The sequence below is a fragment of the Phaeobacter cretensis genome (assembly GCF_047372505.1).
Taxonomy (GTDB): domain Bacteria; phylum Pseudomonadota; class Alphaproteobacteria; order Rhodobacterales; family Rhodobacteraceae; genus Phaeobacter; species Phaeobacter cretensis.
The window spans coordinates 3,372,548-3,389,502 of sequence record NZ_JBKBEU010000001.1 but is presented as its reverse complement, the minus strand read 5'-3'; the positions used below and the strand labels follow the sequence as shown (position 1 = coordinate 3,389,502).

Genomic DNA, 16,955 nt, shown 5'->3' with positions numbered 1-16,955 from the left:
CGCCGGTAGAAGGAGCCCACAATGCCCAAAGGATACTGGGTTGCCCACGTCGATGTCGACGATATGGACCGCTACAAAGAATACGTTGCGGCCAATGCTGGCCCCTTTGCCGAATACGGCGCTAAATTTCTAGTCCGCGGCGGCCCCAAAGAAGTGCGCGAAGGCCAGACCCGCGCCCGCACTGTGGTGATCGAATTCAAGGACTTCGCAACAGCCATGGCCTGTTACGACTCCGTAGCCTATCAGCAGGCCAAAGCCCTGCGTGATCCGATCTCAACCGGCGATTTGGAGATTATCGAGGGCTACGGCGACTAGGACCCACTTGGTCTTAAGCGCGCTCAAGGGTAGACTAATGCTATGTTGAAAAAACTATTCCAGGTCTTTCGACCACCAAAGACCCCGGCTCTGCCAGACCCCGACGCCGAACTGGCGCTCGGCGCGCTTCTGGTTCGGGTGGCACAATCGGATCGGGACTATCAACTCGAAGAGATCAGCCTGATCGACCGAATTCTGGCCCGGCTCTACCAGCATGATGCGATTGGCGCGGCAAAAGTCCGTGCCGCCTGTGAAAAACTGCATGCCGCGGCCCCCGAGACCGACACCTTCGGCCGCCTGATCCGCGAAACCACCGGCCTGGAGGAGCGTCTCGCCGCATTGGATGCGCTGTGGGAAGTGGTTCTGGCCGACAGCCACGAACATCCCGGTGAAATCCGCATCGTCGAAGACGCACGCAAGGCGATGGGCCTTTCCAGGGCAGACAGCGACACCGCCCGCGCCCGTGCACGGGGAAAACTTCTCAGCCCTGATATCGGCCTTGCCGATGGTCAGCCACCGGCCGAGAATTCCGCTATCAAAGACGCATCTGAAGCTACCACGCCTCCCGCTAATCCAGACAGGGAACCCCAGCCATGATCAAGGAATTGCTAGGACGGCTTCTGGCTCCGGTGCCAGAACCTCTGGACGACGGCGATGCCCGTCTGGCGCTCAGCGCGTTGCTTGTCCGGATCGCACGCGCAGATCACAATTACACCGACGAAGAACGCGACCGGATCGACCGGATCCTACTCACCCGTTACGATATGGATCTGGGCGGCGCTATTTTGTTGCGAGAACAGGCCGAGGCGATGGAAGCCGAGGCCCCGGATACTGTCCGATTTACCCGCGCAATCAAAGATGCCGTTCCTTACGAAAACCGTATGGGTGTCGTGGAGTCTCTATGGCAGGTCGTACTGGCAGATGGCGAGCGTGACCCCGCCGAGGATGCGTTGTTGCGGCTCTCCGCCAACCTACTGGGTGTCAACGATGTGGACAGCGCCCGCGCCCGTCAACGTGCCGAGGCCAGCACATGATCGCCAGCTTGGCGATGTATGATCGCCGCGAAACCGCCCCTGCCCTTGATGCGCTCTGGCAGGGCATTCGAGATGAGCTTGGCAAGATCTCTATCGATGCCCCCGAAACACTGGCCCGTGATGGCGATCTCTGGTCGATCTGGAACGATCCATCCCTGCTGTTGGCGCAGACCTGTGGCCTGCCCTATCGCACGCGACTCTATGAGCAGGTCAATCTGGTGACCACCCTTGACCATGGTGTCGCGGATTGCCCCCCTGGGCATTACAACAGCGTCTTTATCGCTCATCGTGACAGGTCAGGTTCCGATCTGCGCAGTTTTGCGGGAAACAGCTTCGCCTATAATGAGGCCCTGTCCCAATCCGGTTGGGCCGCTCCGATGTTACATCTGCGGGATCATTCAATCCTACCCGGCAGCCTGTTTCAGTCCGGCAGCCACCGGGCATCGGCCCGTGCTGTGGTCGATGGTACAGCGGATTTCGCCGCTCTTGATGCTGTTAGCTGGTCGCTAATGCAGGACCATGATGAATGGGCCAAGAATCTGGTTGAGGTCGCGCGCACCAAACCAACCCCCGGACTACCGCTGATCACTGCCAAAACCCGCGACCCCGGCCCGCTGCGGACAGCCGTAGAGAAAGCCGTAGCAGATCTGGCAGAGAGCCACCGGCGCACTTTGCACTTGCAAGGCGTCTGCGATATCGCACCGGGTGCGTATCTGGCTGTCCCGACTCCGCTTGGACCGGTACTGACAGAGCAGTCGATCCGACAACATGTGCCGGGCTGATCGGCCAAAACCGCGTCAGCCCTCCTTGCTGGCCAAAGCTGTGAACCCTCTGATGCCCCACAACCGCACCGAGATCTGCCGTCTGCCCAGAACCTGACAACAGTGCAAACCCATATCCCTGAAGAGACCACAACAACCATCGATTTGCGCGCAATTTGATCAGACTCCCCTCCAAAATGCCAATTTCCAGACCGGCCTTATCGGTTTGCACGTTGCATCCGCACTTTTTTTCGGTCCAATAAGGACGAATTCATCGATAATTGGACGAGAGACACCTTGACCGACACAACGCCAGTTCTGGAAATCCGCGGCCTGCATAAGTCATATGGCGAATTGGAAGTGATCAAAGGTGTCGATATCACCGCTCATCGGGGCGATGTAGTCTCTCTCATCGGATCCTCTGGTTCAGGTAAATCTACGCTACTGCGCTGCTGCAACCTTCTGGAAGACAGTCAGAACGGCGATATCCTCTTCAAGGGCGAGCCGATCAGTTGGTCCGGAACGGGACTTGCACGTCGCCCCTCCGATGCAAAACAAGTGCTGCGCATCCGGACAAACCTGTCAATGGTCTTTCAGCAGTTCAATCTTTGGGCACATATGACCATCCTGCAAAATGTGATGGAAGCGCCGCTGACTGTACTGGGACGCGACCGCGCCGAGGTCGAGGATGCAGCCCGCAAGTATCTCACTAAGGTGGGTATTGGCGATAAATGTGATGTCTTCCCGGCACAGCTATCAGGCGGCCAGCAACAGCGCGCCGCCATTGCACGCGCGCTTTGCATGGAACCAGAAGCACTGCTGTTTGATGAGCCCACGTCCGCCCTGGACCCTGAGCTGGAGCAGGAGGTGGTCAAGGTAATCAAAGATCTCGCCGCCGAAGGCCGCACCATGATAATCGTGACCCATGATATGAATATGGCGGCTGATGTCTCTAGCCACGTTGTCTTCCTGCACCAAGGGTTGATCGAAGAAGAAGGCAGCCCAGAGGATGTCTTTGGCAGCACCCGCTCCGACCGTCTGCGAGGCTTTCTGTCCTCCACCAGGCACGGCGCATAACTACCTATAAAAAACCTAACCAAACGGGAGTAAACTCATGAAATCTATTATCCTCAGCACAGCCGCTCTGGCACTCAGCGCCGGTTTTGCGATGGCAGATACTGTACGTCTGGGCACCGAAGGCGCCTACCCTCCGTATAACTTCCTGAATGACGACGGTCAGGTTGATGGCTTTGAGCGCGAGCTGGGCGACGAGCTGTGCAAGCGCGCCGAACTGGATTGCGAATGGGTCACCAACGACTGGGATTCAATCATCCCCAACCTGCTGTCTGGCAACTACGACACCATCATCGCAGGCATGTCGATCACTGCTGAGCGTGAGGAAGTCGTAAACTTCACCACCGGCTACACCCGTCCGTCGCCCTCCGCCTATGCCGCGATGTCCGCTGACGTCGATGTGAACAGCGCAGTTGTTGCAGCTCAAGCCTCAACAATTCAAGCGTCCCACGTGGCCTCTACCGGTGCAACGCTGGTCGAATTCCCTACTCCGGATGAAACCGTTGCCGCCGTCAAAGCGGGCGAAGTAGACGCTGTGATGGCCGATAAGGACTTCCTGATCCCAATCGTAGACGAGACCGATATGGTATTCGTTGCAGATGATGTTCTGCTGGGTGGTGGCATTGGCATGGCGTTCCGCAAGTCCGACGATGAACTGCGCGGCAAATTCGATGCAGCCATCGAGACCATGAAAGCAGACGGTTCGCTGAATACCCTGCTGACAAAATGGGAAATCGAAGGCCAATTCTAAGCCTTCCAAACATCCTGACACAAAGGAAGGGGGGCGCCACGCCCCCTTTCGCCCTTGACCGGTCCCGCCTCGGTTGGCGCCTGCGACCTGTCCTTGTCTGAACGAGGCCCGCCATTTTTTCCTTTTGCTCTGATCCGGCCAACCTGGAGGGTTTCCAGTGGCTGAGCTGCTACCTGACCACAGGTAAGCATTTTGCTTTCTATTCTTCCTTTGGAACGGTGCTGCTGCTTCTCGCCATCACTGCTCCGGCCGCCCTCGCTTTTGGCTTTGGCGGTGCTATGGCAGCGCGGGCGCAATTCGCGCCGCTATCCTGGCTCGGCAGGGCCTATATCGCAGTGGTGCGCGGCGTGCCCGACATCGCATTTTTCCTGTTCTTCGTCATCGCACTGGATCAGGGCATCGAATGGTTGCGCCATAAGGTGAAATGCCCGGACTGGGACGCGGCGATACGGCAGGGCAATGACTTTGTGGTCTGCGACATCGCCAAAATGCCGCTCAGCAGCTCAGATCAATGGGTCCATGAAGTCTATGGCTTTACACTTGCCGTAGTGACCTTTGCCATTGTCTTTGGAGCCTTTGCAGCCAATGTGATTTTTGGCGCCATGCGCGCCGTGCCTCGTGCTCAGATAGAAACCGCCGAAGCCTATGGCATGAGCCGTCGTCAGGCATTCTGGCGTATTCTGGTGCCGCAGATGTGGACCTATGCCCTACCTGGGCTGTCAAACCTGTGGATGGTGCTGATCAAGGCCACGCCGCTGTTGTTTCTGCTCGGCGTCGAAGACATCGTCTACTGGGCCCGCGAGCTTGGCGGCTCTAAGACTGCCCGGTTTACCGACTACCCTCATGGTGACTGGCGGATGTGGTACTTCCTCGGGCTCTTAGTTTTCTACCTCGCCTTTACAAAAGTCTCCGAAGTGGTGCTGGAGCGGATCCGCACCCGGCTTTCCCGTGGCCAAGCCACGCTGGCTGGCGAAGCGCAAAGGAAAGCAACATGAGCTGTCTGTCTACCATCCAGGACTACGGCCTGCGTTCGCTAGGAATGGGCGAACGGATGCTCCCGCGCAGCGACTTCACCCTCTGCGATCAGTTTGTACTGATCGGGTCAGGTATGCTGTGGAATATCTACTTCGGCCTGATTGCAGTGGTCATCGGCTTTGTTATCGCCAATGGCGTGGCTTTGGCAAAGAACTCCTCATCCACGCCGCTCCGCAAATCGGCTGAGTGGTTCATCTTTGTGTTCCGTGGCTCGCCGCTGTTTATCCAGTTCTTCTTTGGCTACTTCCTGTTTCTTCAACTAAAGTCTGTCTCTTCGGTCTTCGACCCACTGTCGGCGGCCTGGCTCGGAGCGCTTTTGGTGCTGATCCTCAACACCGCCGCCTATTCAGCAGAGATCTTCTATGGTGCGCTGCGCTCAATCCCCAAGGGGGATATTGAGGCCGCAGACGCCTATGGCCTCAGCGGGTGGACAAGGTTTCGCCGAATCATGTGGCCGACAATGATGCGACTGGCCTGGCCCTCCTACACCAACGAAGCGATCTTTCTCTTCCATGCCACAACCCTGGTGTTCTTCTCCGGCTTTCCCGCCTGGCAACAACGGGGTGATGCGCTCTACTATGCCAGCTACTTCGCGGATAAGACCTTCAACCCGTTTGTGCCCTACCCGATCCTGGCCTTCTATTTCATCCTGCTAACGCTGGTTGTGATCGCCATCTTCGGAGCAATCAACAAGCGCCTTAACGCTCATTTGCCGCAGGAAAAGCGCCGTAAGATCCGGTTCCGCCCCAATCTGATCCGCTGAACTGCACGCTTAAGACAAACAGTAGAAAAGGCGCTCTCCGGGGCGCCTTTTCTAATAAAGGACCTCCGGAACACAACAGCGTCCATCCAAGCACCGCTCAGAAACCGTGCCATTCGGCTAAAACAGCCCGGACATAAATTGAACTAAACAAAACTTTTGATCAAATTTTCTTTGCGTCCTTCAATTCCTGTATTAGAAATGGGGCACCAAACGAGGAGCCTCCCATGGATCTGTCTCATCTGCGCAGTTTCCGCATCGCCGCCTGTGACCTGAACGGCCAGATGCGCGGCAAACGCATGCCAGCCGGATTGGCAGGCAAACTGAGTGATGGCTCTGCCAGAATGCCCGTCTCCGCCCTCAATGTTGATCTTTGGGGCCGTGACATTGAAGACAGCCCGCTGGTGTTTGAAACCGGCGACGCCGATGGCGTGCTGCTGCCAACCGAACGCGGGGCAGTCCCGATGCCATGGCTTGCCAACGCGTCCGCGCTGGTCCCGATGTCGATGTATTGGGAAGATGGCCGCCCCTTCATGGGGGACCCGCGCCATGTGCTAGCCGATGTGCTGACGCGCTATCAGAGCCGCGGCTGGCGGGTTGTGGCTGCAACCGAAATGGAATTCAATCTGCTGGATGATAGCGGTGATGACCAGCCTGCCCCGCCGACCGACCCGCTAACAGGCCGCAAACTGGATCAACAATCGGTGCTCTCCGTTGCAGAGTTAGACGCGTTTGATGCGTTTTTCACCGATCTCTACGAAGGCTCAGAGGCGATGGGGATTCCAGCCCAGTCTGCGATTTCTGAAGCCGGGCTGGGCCAGTTTGAAATCAACCTCAACCACCAGGATGCGATGCGCGCTGCCGATGATGCATGGTTGTTCAAAGCCTTGGTCAAGGGACTCGCCCGCAAACATGGTTTTGCCGCCACTTTCATGGCGAAACCCTATGCCGAGGAGGCCGGCAACGGAATGCATGTGCATTTTTCGGTCGAAGATGCCGACGGCAATAATATCTTTAACGATGGCACAGAACGCGGCTCAGATCTGTTGATGAATGCCGTCGCGGGCTGCCTGATGGCAATGCCTGCCAGCACGTTGATACTGGCCCCCCATGGCAACTCCTACGACCGGCTGATCCCCGGCGCCCACGCCCCGGTCAGCGCGGCATGGGCCTATGAAAACCGCACAGCCGCCATCCGAATTCCGGGCGGCAGCCCTAAGGCGCGCCGCATCGAACACCGCGTCGCAGGCGGCGACATAAACCCATATCTTATGCTTTCTGTTGTGCTCGGCGCAGCCTTTGCTGGGATCGAAGATAACGCCACGCCTCCTGCGCCATCGGAAGGCAATATATACGACATCGACGGGCTGCCACAGCTGGCCCCCGACTGGACTGCGGCGATCGATCTCTTTGACACAGATCCGCTGATTGCCCGCATTTTGCCGGACCGTGTGATCCGCAATCTGGTGATGACGAAACGTCAGGAGCTGGTCGGATTTGCCGAACGGCCCCCTCAGTCGCATTGGTTGTCTTGGCTAGAGGCGGTGTAACATCTACCCTTAAATTGCCCCCGTTATGCACAACCGGACCATCCCCTGCATCCAATGCTTGCCTATGTGCAAGTGCTCGGCTAGGTTAAATTTGATCAAATTTGGTGACCCATGAAAATTGGCATTCTGCAGACCGGCCATGCGCCTGAAAACCTGATCGACAGCTCGGGCAACTACGACCAGATGTTTCGCGCTTTGCTCGCGGACGGCGGGTTTGAGTTTGACACCTACGCGGTCGTCGACAATGTCTTTCCCAGCGGTGCTGACGATGCGGATGGATGGCTGATCACCGGCTCCAAACATGGCGCTTACGAAGATCACAGCTGGATCCCACCGCTTGAGGATCTGATCCGCGAGGTTCACGCGCGTAAGCAGCCGCTGGTTGGCATTTGCTTTGGCCACCAAATCATCGCGCAGGCGCTAGGTGGTAAAGTCGAAAAATTCGGCGGCGGCTGGGCCGTCGGCCCGGTCACCTACGAATTGGACGGCAAGCCGCTGCGCCTGAATGCCTGGCATCAGGATCAGGTCACAAGCCTGCCCGATGGCGCGCGCGTTTTGGCGGGCAATAACCACTGCAAAAATGGCATCATCGCCTATGATGATCATATCTGGACGCTGCAGCCGCATCCGGAATTCGCCAGCAGCTTTGTCAGTGGCCTGATCGACAGCCGTGGCCGCGGCGTTGTCCCGGACGACATCCTTGATGCCGCCAGCCGAGACTTACACCACCCCGTTCAATCGGACGAAATCGCAACCTTCCTAAACGCCTTTTTCAAGAAAGAGAGGACCTGATGTCAGCCTGGCTCGACACCCTTCCCGACGCGGCGAAAACCTACCTGGAGGGCCGTCGTCTCGACGAGGTTGAATGCATCATCTCGGACCTGCCGGGCATCGCCCGGGGCAAGGCGGTGCCAGCATCCAAATTTGCCAAGCAGGACTACTTTCACCTGCCCGACAGCATCTTCTATCAGACCATCACCGGCGATTGGGCCGAGGCTGCGGACGATGACGGCTGGATCGAAAAGGACATGATCCTGAAACCGGACATGTCCACTGCCACCGCAGCGCCATGGACTGGCGACTGGACACTGCAGGTGATCCACGACGCCTATGATCGTGATCACAACCCTATCCCGTTCAGCCCGCGCAACGTACTGAAACGCGTGGTGCAGCTCTATCATGATCGCGGATGGAATCCTGTTGTCGCACCGGAAATGGAATTCTTCCTGGTGGCCCGCAACACCGACCCTGCTCGCGGGATCGAACCGATGATGGGCCGCTCCGGACGTCCTGCCGCCGCTCGTCAGGCGTATTCGATGACCGCTGTGGACGAATTCGGCCCGGTGATTGACGATATCTATGACTTTGCCGAGCATCAGGGCTTCGAGATTGACGGCATCACCCAGGAAGGCGGTGCCGGTCAGTTGGAAATCAACCTGCTCCACGGCGATCCGGTTAAGCTGGCGGATGAGGTCTTCTACTTTAAACGGTTGATCCGCGAAGCCGCCCTACGCCACGATTGCTTTGCCACTTTCATGGCAAAACCGATCGCAGACGAACCCGGCTCAGCCATGCATATCCACCATTCGATCATCGACATCGCAACCGGCGAGAACATATTCTCTGGCCCGCAAGGGGGCGAAACCGATGCGTTTTATCACTTCATCGGAGGATTGCAGAACCACCTGCCCGCCGGTCTTGCGGTGATGGCGCCTTATGTGAATTCCTATCGCCGCTACGTGAAGGAACAGGCCGCCCCGATCAATCTGGAATGGGCGCGTGACAATCGCACCACTGGCATCCGTGTTCCACTGTCGGGACCTGAGGCCCGGCGCGTCGAGAACCGGATCGCCGGTATGGACTGTAATCCTTATCTGGGCATCGCACTGTCCCTGGCCTGCGGCTATCTGGGCCTCACCCGCGAGGAACGCCCGCGTAAACAGTTCAAGGGCGACGCCTATGCAGGCGACGGGGATATCCCACAGGTGATGGGTCAGGCGCTGGATCTCTTCGAAGAAGCCACCGATCTGCATGAGGTTCTGGGACCCGAATTCGCGCGTGTCTATTCAATTGTGAAACGTGCCGAATATGACGAGTTCCTGCAGGTGATATCCCCCTGGGAGCGCGAGCATCTACTGCTGAACGTCTAACATTCCTTGTGCCAGCGTCCGCAAGGCGTTGGCACAGGCAAGTATTCTGAAAAGATGACATGCAGCAGGGTGCCGCCCACAAAACCGCGGCAAATTGCTGGTATCGGAGGTGGGCCATGGCGTTGAATCTGCTTTATTCCAATGACCGAAAAGGGGAATACCCCAGCAGCTGGTATGCCGCCACGGCCACCGCATTGGCACCTTTTGCACCACTGCAGGGTGACGCGCGGGCCGATGTCTGCATCGTTGGCGCTGGCTATACAGGGCTATCTGCCGCGCTGCACCTCGCCGAGACCGGGCGCTCCGTCATCCTGCTTGAAGCCAACCGTGTTGGATTTGGCGCATCCGGTCGCAATGGCGGCCAGTTGGGCAGCGGCCAGCGCATGGGGCAGGATGATCTCGAGGGATTGATGGGCCAGGACGATGCGACCAAGCTGTGGCAGCTGAGCGAAGACGCCAAGGATCTGGTGAAATCTCTGATTGCACGCCACGATATCGACTGCGACCTGAAACCCGGCATCGCTCATGCCTGCTTCTCCAAGAGCGAAGTCCGCCACGAACATAGCTACGTAGAACACCTGCAAAACCGCTATGGCTATAGCGACATCACCGCGCTGGACGAACAAGCTTTGCAGGCGGTCTGCCCCTCACCCGCCTATGTCGGCGGCTCAATGGATATGGGAGCAGCCCATCTGCATCCGCTGAAATATGCGCTTGGCCTCGCCCGTGCCGCCGCCGCAGCAGGTGTGCGGATTTGTGAGGGCAGCGAAGTTCTGGACATCGTGGAAGACACGCAGGTACGGCTGAGGACCGCAAATGGGAGCGTCACTGCTGACCATCTGATCCTGGCTTGCAACGGCTACCTTGGCGGGCTCAACCGCCGGGTCGCCGGGCGCGTTATGCCCATCAATAACTTCATCGCTGCCACCGAGCCATTGGGCGATGATGCCGCCCGCGTCCTGGCTCAGGATGTGGCGGTGGCAGATAGCAAATTTGTGGTGAACTACTTCCGGCTCAGCCATGATGGTCGTCTACTGTTTGGCGGCGGCGAGAGCTATGGCTACCGTTTCCCCAGCGATATCATGGCCACAGTGCGCAAACCCATGTGCGAGATTTTTCCACATCTGCATGATGTGAAAATCGACTACGCTTGGGGTGGTACGCTGGCGATCACCATGAAGCGCATGCCCTATCTGGTACGACTGGCGCCCAATGTGCTGTCGGCCTCCGGGTATTCCGGCCATGGTGTCGGCACCGCCACCCACGCAGGGCAGCTGATGGCGCAGGCGATCGCCGGAGATAGCGACGGGTTTGACACCATGTCCCGCGTCCCTGCTCCGGCTTTTCCCGGCGGCACAGCTATGCGCAGCCCACTGCTGGCGCTTGCTATGACGTGGTTCTCCCTGCGTGACAGGCTCGGCGTCTGATATAGACGCCTACCGACAACCCCAGCCTGCCGCCCGTTCGCTTTCAGTCCAAAGCAACAGTTTCGTGAAGTTTTCCGCCAAAACCCGCCACTTGAGTAGGTCGGGCTTGGCATTTCGCTTGCGACCTTTTATATTTTTGGAAAGGTAAATTCAGGATTTTGGAATATGCAGCAATTATCACCATCGCAAGTCCCGAACGTCCACGAGGCAGAGCCAATCCCTGAGGCCGCGCGCGCCGCAATTGAGGCGTTGATGCAATCTGGCGACCTGTTCCGCTATACCGCCCCGCAGAACGCGCCTGTAGCACTGCTGGAGGAAGAGTTTGCGCAACTTCTTGGCAGCAAATACGCACTCGCGGTGTCGTCCTGCTCTGCTGCACTTTTCCTGTCACTCAAGGCCCTGAACCTGCCCCGTGATGCCCGTGTGCTGATCCCCGGGTTTACGTTCGCGGCTGTACCATCGTCGGTTATTCACGCCGACTGTGTGCCTGTGCTCTGCGAAGTGGCTGAAAACTACCGCATCGCTATCAGTGATTTCGAGGCAAAGCTGGACGATGTTCAGGCCGTGATCATCAGCCATATGCGCGGTCATACCTCAGATATGGATGCGATCATGACGCTTTGCGCGGCCCGTGGCATCCCGGTGATCGAGGATGCGGCCCATTCGCTGGGCACCATTTGGCATGGCCGCAATATCGGGACGCTGGGCGCAATTGGCTGTTTTTCCTTCCAATCCTACAAAATGATCAATGCCGGTGAGGGCGGGATCCTTGTCACCGATGATGCCGATCTAGTGGCCCGTGCAGTGATCATGTCCGGTGCCTACGAACATAACTGGAAAAAGCATAAAGGCGCTCCCGGGGACAACACCCGCGATCTGCAAGAGGCATTCGCCAAATGGCAGAACCAACTGCCGCTTTATAATCTGCGGATGAGCAATCTTTCCGCTGCGGTGATCCGTCCGCAGCTGCCAGAATTGGCACGACGGGTGCGCGACGGGCTGAAGAACCACGACTATATCGCAGACCAACTGAACCAGTCGCCCCATATCAACGTCCCTGCACCGCTGGCGCCAGAACAGCGCGCCCCGGACTCGATCCAGTTCAACTTGGTCGGAATGTCCTCCGAAGAGGTCAACCGCTTTGCCGCGTTGACCGAAGCCAAAGGCGTGAAAGTTCAGATTTTCGGCCTCTCCAAGGACAACGCCCGCGCATTTTGGAACTGGCAGTTCATGCAGGAGATCCCGGAGCTGCCCCAGACCCGCGCCATGCTGATGCAAGCCTGTGATGTGCGCCTTCCGGTGCGGCTAACCCGGTCGGAATTGGATGTGATCGCCAATGTGCTGCTCTCAGCAATGGACGAGGTGATGAGCGCAGCAGCCGCCTGATCCCGCAACCTCTGAGCACTAGCAAACACCAAGGCGCGCCCGACATGGCGCGCCTTTCCGGTGTAACCCCCAGAAGAATCGGCGAAATCCCGACCGTGCCCGCCGCCACCGCTGGACATTACCCGCCACCCTTGCGAGGGTCTCTGCGAAGACCAGAAGGACAGGCCCATGAGCGCGCGTAAGATCATTATCGATACCGACCCGGGACAGGACGACGCTGTCGCCATCCTTCTGGCACTGGCCAGCCCGCAAGAGCTTGATCTGCTGGGGATAACCTGCGTTGCCGGCAATGTCCCTCTCGCACTTACCCAAATCAATGCCCGCCGTGTCTGTGAGGTAGCAGACCGCCGCGATGTGGCCGTATACGCCGGCTGTGATGCACCGCTGGAGCGCGCTTTGGTCACCGCCGAACACGTACATGGTAAGACCGGCCTTGACGGACCTGAACTGTGGGCCCCCTCTATGCCCCTAGCTGAGCCCCATGGCGTTGACTTCATCATCGACTCCCTGCGCCGCGAACCATCTGGCACGGTCACCCTCTGCCCACTAGGGCCGCTGACCAATATTGCCGCCGCCTTTCGCAAAGCCCCAGATATCGTTGCCCGTGTGCAGGAAATCGTCCTCATGGGCGGAGCCTATTTTGAAGTTGGCAACATCACCCCTGCGGCCGAGTTCAACATCTATGTCGATCCCGAGGCCGCTGCCACAGTGCTGACCTCGGGCGTGCCCATCACCATGATGCCGCTGGACGTCACCCATAAAGCACTCGCCACCCGTTCAAGAGTGGATGCGATCCGCGCACTTGATACCAAAGTGGCGCGGTTCACCGCCGAGATGCTCGATTTTTTTGAGCGGTTTGACGTGGAAAAATATGGCTCTGAGGGCGGGCCACTGCACGATCCCTGCGTTGTTGCCTACCTCATCCAGCCAGAGCTGTTCTCCGGCCGCAAAATCAATGTGATGGTGGAAACAACCTCAGAACTGACCTTGGGCATGACCGTTGCCGATTGGTGGGGCGTTACCGACCGGGCCGCAAATGCATTGTTCATTGGTGATCTTGATGCCGATGGGTTCTTCGACCTGATCACCAACCGGCTTGCCCAGCTATGAGCCTGATTGTTGCTCCGGATCCCGGCTGGCCTGCACAGGCCCAGGCCGAAGCCAACCGCTGGCGCGCGTGCGGTTGCTCTGGCCTGGTACAGATACACCACATCGGATCAACCTCTATTCCCGGCTTACCCGCCAAGCCCATCATCGATCTGATACCCGTCTTTGCAACCGAAGCAGCGATGGATGCCGCGCGCCCAAACATAGAGGAGCTTGGCTTTGAGTGGCTGGGCGAATTCGGCCTACCCGGACGCCGCTATTGCCGCTACGATGACCCGGATACTGGCAAACGCCTGGTACAGGCTCATTGCTACGTGGATGGCTCCGAAGAAATCACCCGCCATATCGCCTTTCGCGACGCCTTGCGTATCAATGCCCCTTTGCGCGCAAGCTACGCAGCAGTCAAAGGCAAATGTGCTGCTCTCCATCCTGGTGACACGCATGGCTACGGCGATTGCAAATCCGACTGGGTGCAAAAAACCGAAGCCCAGGCGATGAAAGCCTTGGCAGAAAAGGAAACACCATGAGCGCCGCTCTGCATTTGGCCCGCCCGGAAGATCTGGATCGTGTTCTGGATCTTGTCGCCGCCTTTCACGCTGAGATGGAGATCAAGTCCGATGACGCCCTGCGCCGCGCCGCGATTGAGCCACTGCTGGAGGGGCTGCCCTATGGCGCGGTATATCTGATCGGCCCCACCCGTGCCCCGGTTGGCTATATCGTCGTCACCTTCAGTTGGTCGGTGGAGTTCGGCGGCATGGACGGGTTTGTAGATGAGCTGTTCATCCGCCCGCCCGTGCGTGGTCGTGGTATCGCCTCAGAGGTTCTTCTTCAGCTGCCCAAAACTCTGGGCGAAGCAGGTATCAAGGCCCTACACCTTGAGGTCGACCGCGAAGACGAGCACGCTCAGCGGATTTATCAACGTGCCCGGTTCCAGTCCCGCGACAGATACATGCTCATGACCAAGGTACTGTAGACAACCAGCCCCGGCTTTCTATTACAACGGCTTACGCAGTCTCGGCCCGGTCTCCTGAAAACCGTTGCGCTGGTAGAAGGCCAATGTCCGTTGCCAGGCAGGCTGTGCTGGCGCACCAACCTCCAGACGTTTCCAGCCGCGCGAACGCCCCAGATCCTCTGCCGCTTCGACCAAACGCGCCGCGACGCCCAGAGATCTATGCTCCGGTTCGACATATAACTCGGTGATCTCGCCAAAGATGCCGCCCGCATAAATCGCAGCGCATTGATTGAGCAGAATCATGCCCAGTGAGTCGCCATCCGCATTGCAGGCGAGAAATCCGGTAACATGTGCACTGGTCAACAGATCTGACGCGACCATTTCTAAAGGCCCCGACGCCACCTCTGCCCCATCGCTGAGTTCTGATATTAGGGCCGCAACCATCTGGGCAACAAGCCCAGCATCCCGCGATGTAATCGCCTTTATCTGCATGCTCACACTCATAATTTGATCAAATTATGAGAAACACTAGCCGACAGTCTGGCAAATGGATAGCCGAGTAAACGGAGGAGCGAATGAGCCCTAGGAAAAAAACCAGCGTACAGACATAAAAAACCCTGAGAGCACAAATACTCTCAGGGTTTTTTCCTTTGCTCTCAATCCCATAGAAACGTCGAAATAGCGAAGTTTACAAGATCTATGCAGAACCAAAGGATACCGATCATAGACAGTTCAGAAGATCCTAGAGCCCCCCGCCCTCCATTCCAACCTGTGTTATCGGTGACAGGCTGAGAACCGGATCCGCAGCACCAAGAGTTTGGCCACTCACCGGATAACGTCCCGGCCCAGCGCACCCCGCCAGCAGTGTCATTGCCGCGATGAAGATGAAGCCGATTGGCACCCAATTCCCGGAACCTACTGTTACGATAGCAGGCTCGATCCGGGCCTTCGGATGTGGTTTCCCTTGCATGGACTTTCCTTTCCTCAGCCAGCGCCACCCCCGTAGCGCCTGGTACCAAAGGTGGCAGGCTTGCGTTCACACGTCTGTGAAGAAAGCCACAGAAGCCCGTGATCAATGCACGAATAGCCAAAAGGACGTCTCGGGGACTATATTTTACTGCAAAATTCGTTTCTCGCGCGCGACCGTCGGATTGCCCAAGACCGCAGTAGTCAGGCAATTGTCTCAGCTACAAAGCGTACCACTGTAGGCCATCCGCCACGAAAGATCAGCAAGAGCGCATCATTTCAAGCGTGAAGAACGAGATCATTATTTCTGCGAAAACGAAGAAGGCCGGAGCAATAAGCTCCGGCCTTTGGTCTTATTTCAGGATCGAGCGACCTGCATATTCGGCCACTTCGCCCAGCATCTCTTCGATACGGATCAACTGGTTGTATTTCGCCAACCGGTCGGACCGCGCCAAAGAGCCAGTCTTGATCTGACCGCAGTTGGTAGCCACAGCGAGATCTGCAATGGTGGCATCCTCGGTCTCACCCGACCGGTGCGACATCACATTGGTGTAGCGCGCACGATGCGCCATATCGACGGCTTTCAGCGTCTCGGTCAGGGTGCCGATTTGGTTCACCTTCACCAGCATCGAGTTGGCGCAGCCGCGTTCGATACCTTCTGCCAGACGCGCTGGGTTGGTCACGAACAGATCATCACCCACCAGCTGAACCTTGTCACCCAGCTCGTCCGTCAGCGCCTTCCAGCCATCCCAGTCATCCTCGGACATGCCATCCTCGATGGAGATAATCGGGTAATCCTTCACCAAGGCCGCCAGATAGCCCGCATTCTCAGCAGACGACAGTGTCGTGCCCTCGCCCGCCAACACATATTTGCCGTCCTTGTAGTATTCAGTCGCCGCGCAATCGAGCGCCAGATAGATTTCTTCGCCCGGCTTATAGCCCGCCTTCTCGATGGACTTCAGAATGAAATCCAGGGCCTCACGGGATGAGGCAATATTTGGAGCAAAACCACCCTCGTCACCGATGCCCGTCGACAGACCTGCCGCCGACAGCTCTTTTTTCAGGGTGTGGAACACTTCGGACCCCATGCGGACAGCGTCACGGATGTTCTGCGCCGCCACTGGCATGATCATGAATTCCTGAATGTCGATCGGGTTGTCAGCATGTTCGCCGCCATTGATGATGTTCATCATTGGCACGGGTAGAACACGGGCAGAGGTGCCGCCAACGTAGCGATAGAGCGGCTGAGTGGTGAACTCCGACGCCGCCTTAGCAACCGCCATGGAGACCCCCAGAATGGCGTTTGCGCCCAAACGGCCCTTGTTCTCGGTGCCGTCCAGCTCGATCATCGCGGTATCAACAGAAACCTGTTCGCAAGCGTCAAAGCCGACCAGCTCTTCGGCGATCTCGCCGTTGACAGCCGCAACCGCCTCCAGCACGCCTTTGCCCAGATAACGGCTCTTGTCGCCATCACGCTTTTCCACGGCCTCATAGGCGCCGGTCGAAGCCCCCGAAGGCACAGCTGCGCGGCCCATGCTGCCGTCTTCCAGCATGACATCAACTTCGACGGTCGGATTGCCCCGGCTGTCCAGAATTTCACGGGCGTGGATATCAATAATGGTGCTCATCACTCAGGTCCCTGATGTTGGCAAATGGTTGCGGCAAATCTTGCCAGCGTCATAGCATC

General features: G+C 57.8%; 19 protein-coding genes. 16 read left to right on the top strand and 3 right to left on the bottom strand.

Features of this window, described 5'->3' with window-relative positions; all coding sequences use genetic code 11:
• Window positions 1–21: 21 nt before the first annotated feature.
• The 16 genes from ACEWZM_RS16090 (at window position 22) to ACEWZM_RS16015 (ending at window position 14,323) form a co-directional block, all read left to right on the top strand.
• Window positions 22–315: a DUF1330 domain-containing protein gene (locus ACEWZM_RS16090; protein ID WP_414007400.1), complete on the top strand. Its 294-nt coding sequence runs from the start codon at window positions 22–24 to the stop codon at window positions 313–315.
• A gap of 42 nt (window positions 316–357) precedes the next feature.
• Entirely contained in the window at window positions 358–912 is a 555-nt protein-coding gene (locus tag ACEWZM_RS16085; protein WP_414007399.1) for a tellurite resistance TerB family protein, read from the top strand.
• A complete protein-coding gene (locus ACEWZM_RS16080) occupies window positions 909–1,349 on the top strand; it encodes a tellurite resistance TerB family protein (protein WP_414007398.1) in 441 nt (146 codons plus the stop codon). The genes ACEWZM_RS16085 and ACEWZM_RS16080 overlap by 4 nt, the downstream gene beginning before the upstream one ends.
• A complete protein-coding gene (locus ACEWZM_RS16075) occupies window positions 1,346–2,131 on the top strand; it encodes a phosphate/phosphite/phosphonate ABC transporter substrate-binding protein (protein WP_414007397.1) in 786 nt (261 codons plus the stop codon). Before ACEWZM_RS16080 ends, ACEWZM_RS16075 begins: the two co-directional genes overlap by 4 nt.
• A gap of 276 nt (window positions 2,132–2,407) precedes the next feature.
• Window positions 2,408–3,187, top strand: a complete 780-nt coding sequence (locus tag ACEWZM_RS16070) for an ABC transporter ATP-binding protein (protein ID WP_414007396.1) — start codon at window positions 2,408–2,410, stop codon at window positions 3,185–3,187.
• Window positions 3,188–3,224: 37 nt separating this feature from the next.
• Window positions 3,225–3,935 carry a transporter substrate-binding domain-containing protein gene (locus tag ACEWZM_RS16065; protein ID WP_414007395.1) on the top strand — a complete coding sequence of 237 codons (711 nt, stop codon included), beginning with the start codon at window positions 3,225–3,227 and terminating at the stop codon, window positions 3,933–3,935.
• 113 nt (window positions 3,936–4,048) lie between these two features.
• The gene (locus ACEWZM_RS16060) at window positions 4,049–4,930 is read left to right on the top strand and encodes an ABC transporter permease (RefSeq protein WP_414008062.1); all 882 of its coding nucleotides are present in this window, start codon (window positions 4,049–4,051) and stop codon (window positions 4,928–4,930) included.
• A complete protein-coding gene (locus ACEWZM_RS16055; protein ID WP_414007394.1) occupies window positions 4,927–5,733 on the top strand; it encodes an ABC transporter permease in 807 nt (268 codons plus the stop codon). The genes ACEWZM_RS16060 and ACEWZM_RS16055 overlap by 4 nt, the downstream gene beginning before the upstream one ends.
• A gap of 224 nt (window positions 5,734–5,957) precedes the next feature.
• Window positions 5,958–7,280 (top strand): glutamine synthetase family protein, encoded by a 1,323-nt coding sequence (locus tag ACEWZM_RS16050; protein WP_414007393.1) that lies wholly within the window; start codon window positions 5,958–5,960, stop codon window positions 7,278–7,280.
• A 111-nt stretch (window positions 7,281–7,391) separates the two neighbouring features.
• Window positions 7,392–8,072: a type 1 glutamine amidotransferase gene (locus ACEWZM_RS16045; RefSeq protein WP_414007392.1), complete on the top strand. Its 681-nt coding sequence runs from the start codon at window positions 7,392–7,394 to the stop codon at window positions 8,070–8,072.
• Entirely contained in the window at window positions 8,072–9,430 is a 1,359-nt protein-coding gene (locus ACEWZM_RS16040) for a glutamine synthetase family protein (RefSeq protein WP_414007391.1), read from the top strand. Before ACEWZM_RS16045 ends, ACEWZM_RS16040 begins: the two co-directional genes overlap by 1 nt.
• 116 nt (window positions 9,431–9,546) lie before the next feature.
• On the top strand, window positions 9,547–10,857 hold the full coding sequence (locus ACEWZM_RS16035; RefSeq protein WP_414007390.1) for an NAD(P)/FAD-dependent oxidoreductase: 1,311 nt from the start codon (window positions 9,547–9,549) through the stop codon (window positions 10,855–10,857).
• A gap of 165 nt (window positions 10,858–11,022) precedes the next feature.
• Window positions 11,023–12,243 carry a DegT/DnrJ/EryC1/StrS family aminotransferase gene (locus ACEWZM_RS16030; RefSeq protein WP_414007389.1) on the top strand — a complete coding sequence of 407 codons (1,221 nt, stop codon included), beginning with the start codon at window positions 11,023–11,025 and terminating at the stop codon, window positions 12,241–12,243.
• A gap of 168 nt (window positions 12,244–12,411) precedes the next feature.
• Window positions 12,412–13,353 (top strand): nucleoside hydrolase, encoded by a 942-nt coding sequence (locus tag ACEWZM_RS16025; protein ID WP_414007388.1) that lies wholly within the window; start codon window positions 12,412–12,414, stop codon window positions 13,351–13,353.
• Window positions 13,350–13,877, top strand: coding sequence for a GrpB family protein (locus ACEWZM_RS16020; protein WP_414007387.1), 528 nt, complete (start codon window positions 13,350–13,352; stop codon window positions 13,875–13,877). Before ACEWZM_RS16025 ends, ACEWZM_RS16020 begins: the two co-directional genes overlap by 4 nt.
• Window positions 13,874–14,323: a GNAT family N-acetyltransferase gene (locus ACEWZM_RS16015; protein ID WP_414007386.1), complete on the top strand. Its 450-nt coding sequence runs from the start codon at window positions 13,874–13,876 to the stop codon at window positions 14,321–14,323. The genes ACEWZM_RS16020 and ACEWZM_RS16015 overlap by 4 nt, the downstream gene beginning before the upstream one ends.
• A 21-nt stretch (window positions 14,324–14,344) precedes the next feature.
• Here the strand turns inward: ACEWZM_RS16015 and ACEWZM_RS16010 are convergent, their stop codons facing one another.
• The 3 genes from ACEWZM_RS16010 to eno all read right to left on the bottom strand — a co-directional run bounded on the left by ACEWZM_RS16010 (window position 14,345) and on the right by eno (window position 16,896).
• On the bottom strand, window positions 14,345–14,794 hold the full coding sequence (locus ACEWZM_RS16010) for a GNAT family N-acetyltransferase (RefSeq protein ID WP_414007385.1): 450 nt from the start codon (window positions 14,792–14,794) through the stop codon (window positions 14,345–14,347).
• 250 nt (window positions 14,795–15,044) lie between these two features.
• Complete coding sequence (locus ACEWZM_RS16005; RefSeq protein WP_414007384.1) at window positions 15,045–15,272, bottom strand: hypothetical protein; 228 nt, start codon at window positions 15,270–15,272, stop codon at window positions 15,045–15,047.
• A 349-nt stretch (window positions 15,273–15,621) separates the two neighbouring features.
• Complete coding sequence (gene eno / locus ACEWZM_RS16000) at window positions 15,622–16,896, bottom strand: phosphopyruvate hydratase (protein WP_414007383.1); 1,275 nt, start codon at window positions 16,894–16,896, stop codon at window positions 15,622–15,624.
• Window positions 16,897–16,955 lie beyond the last annotated feature (59 nt).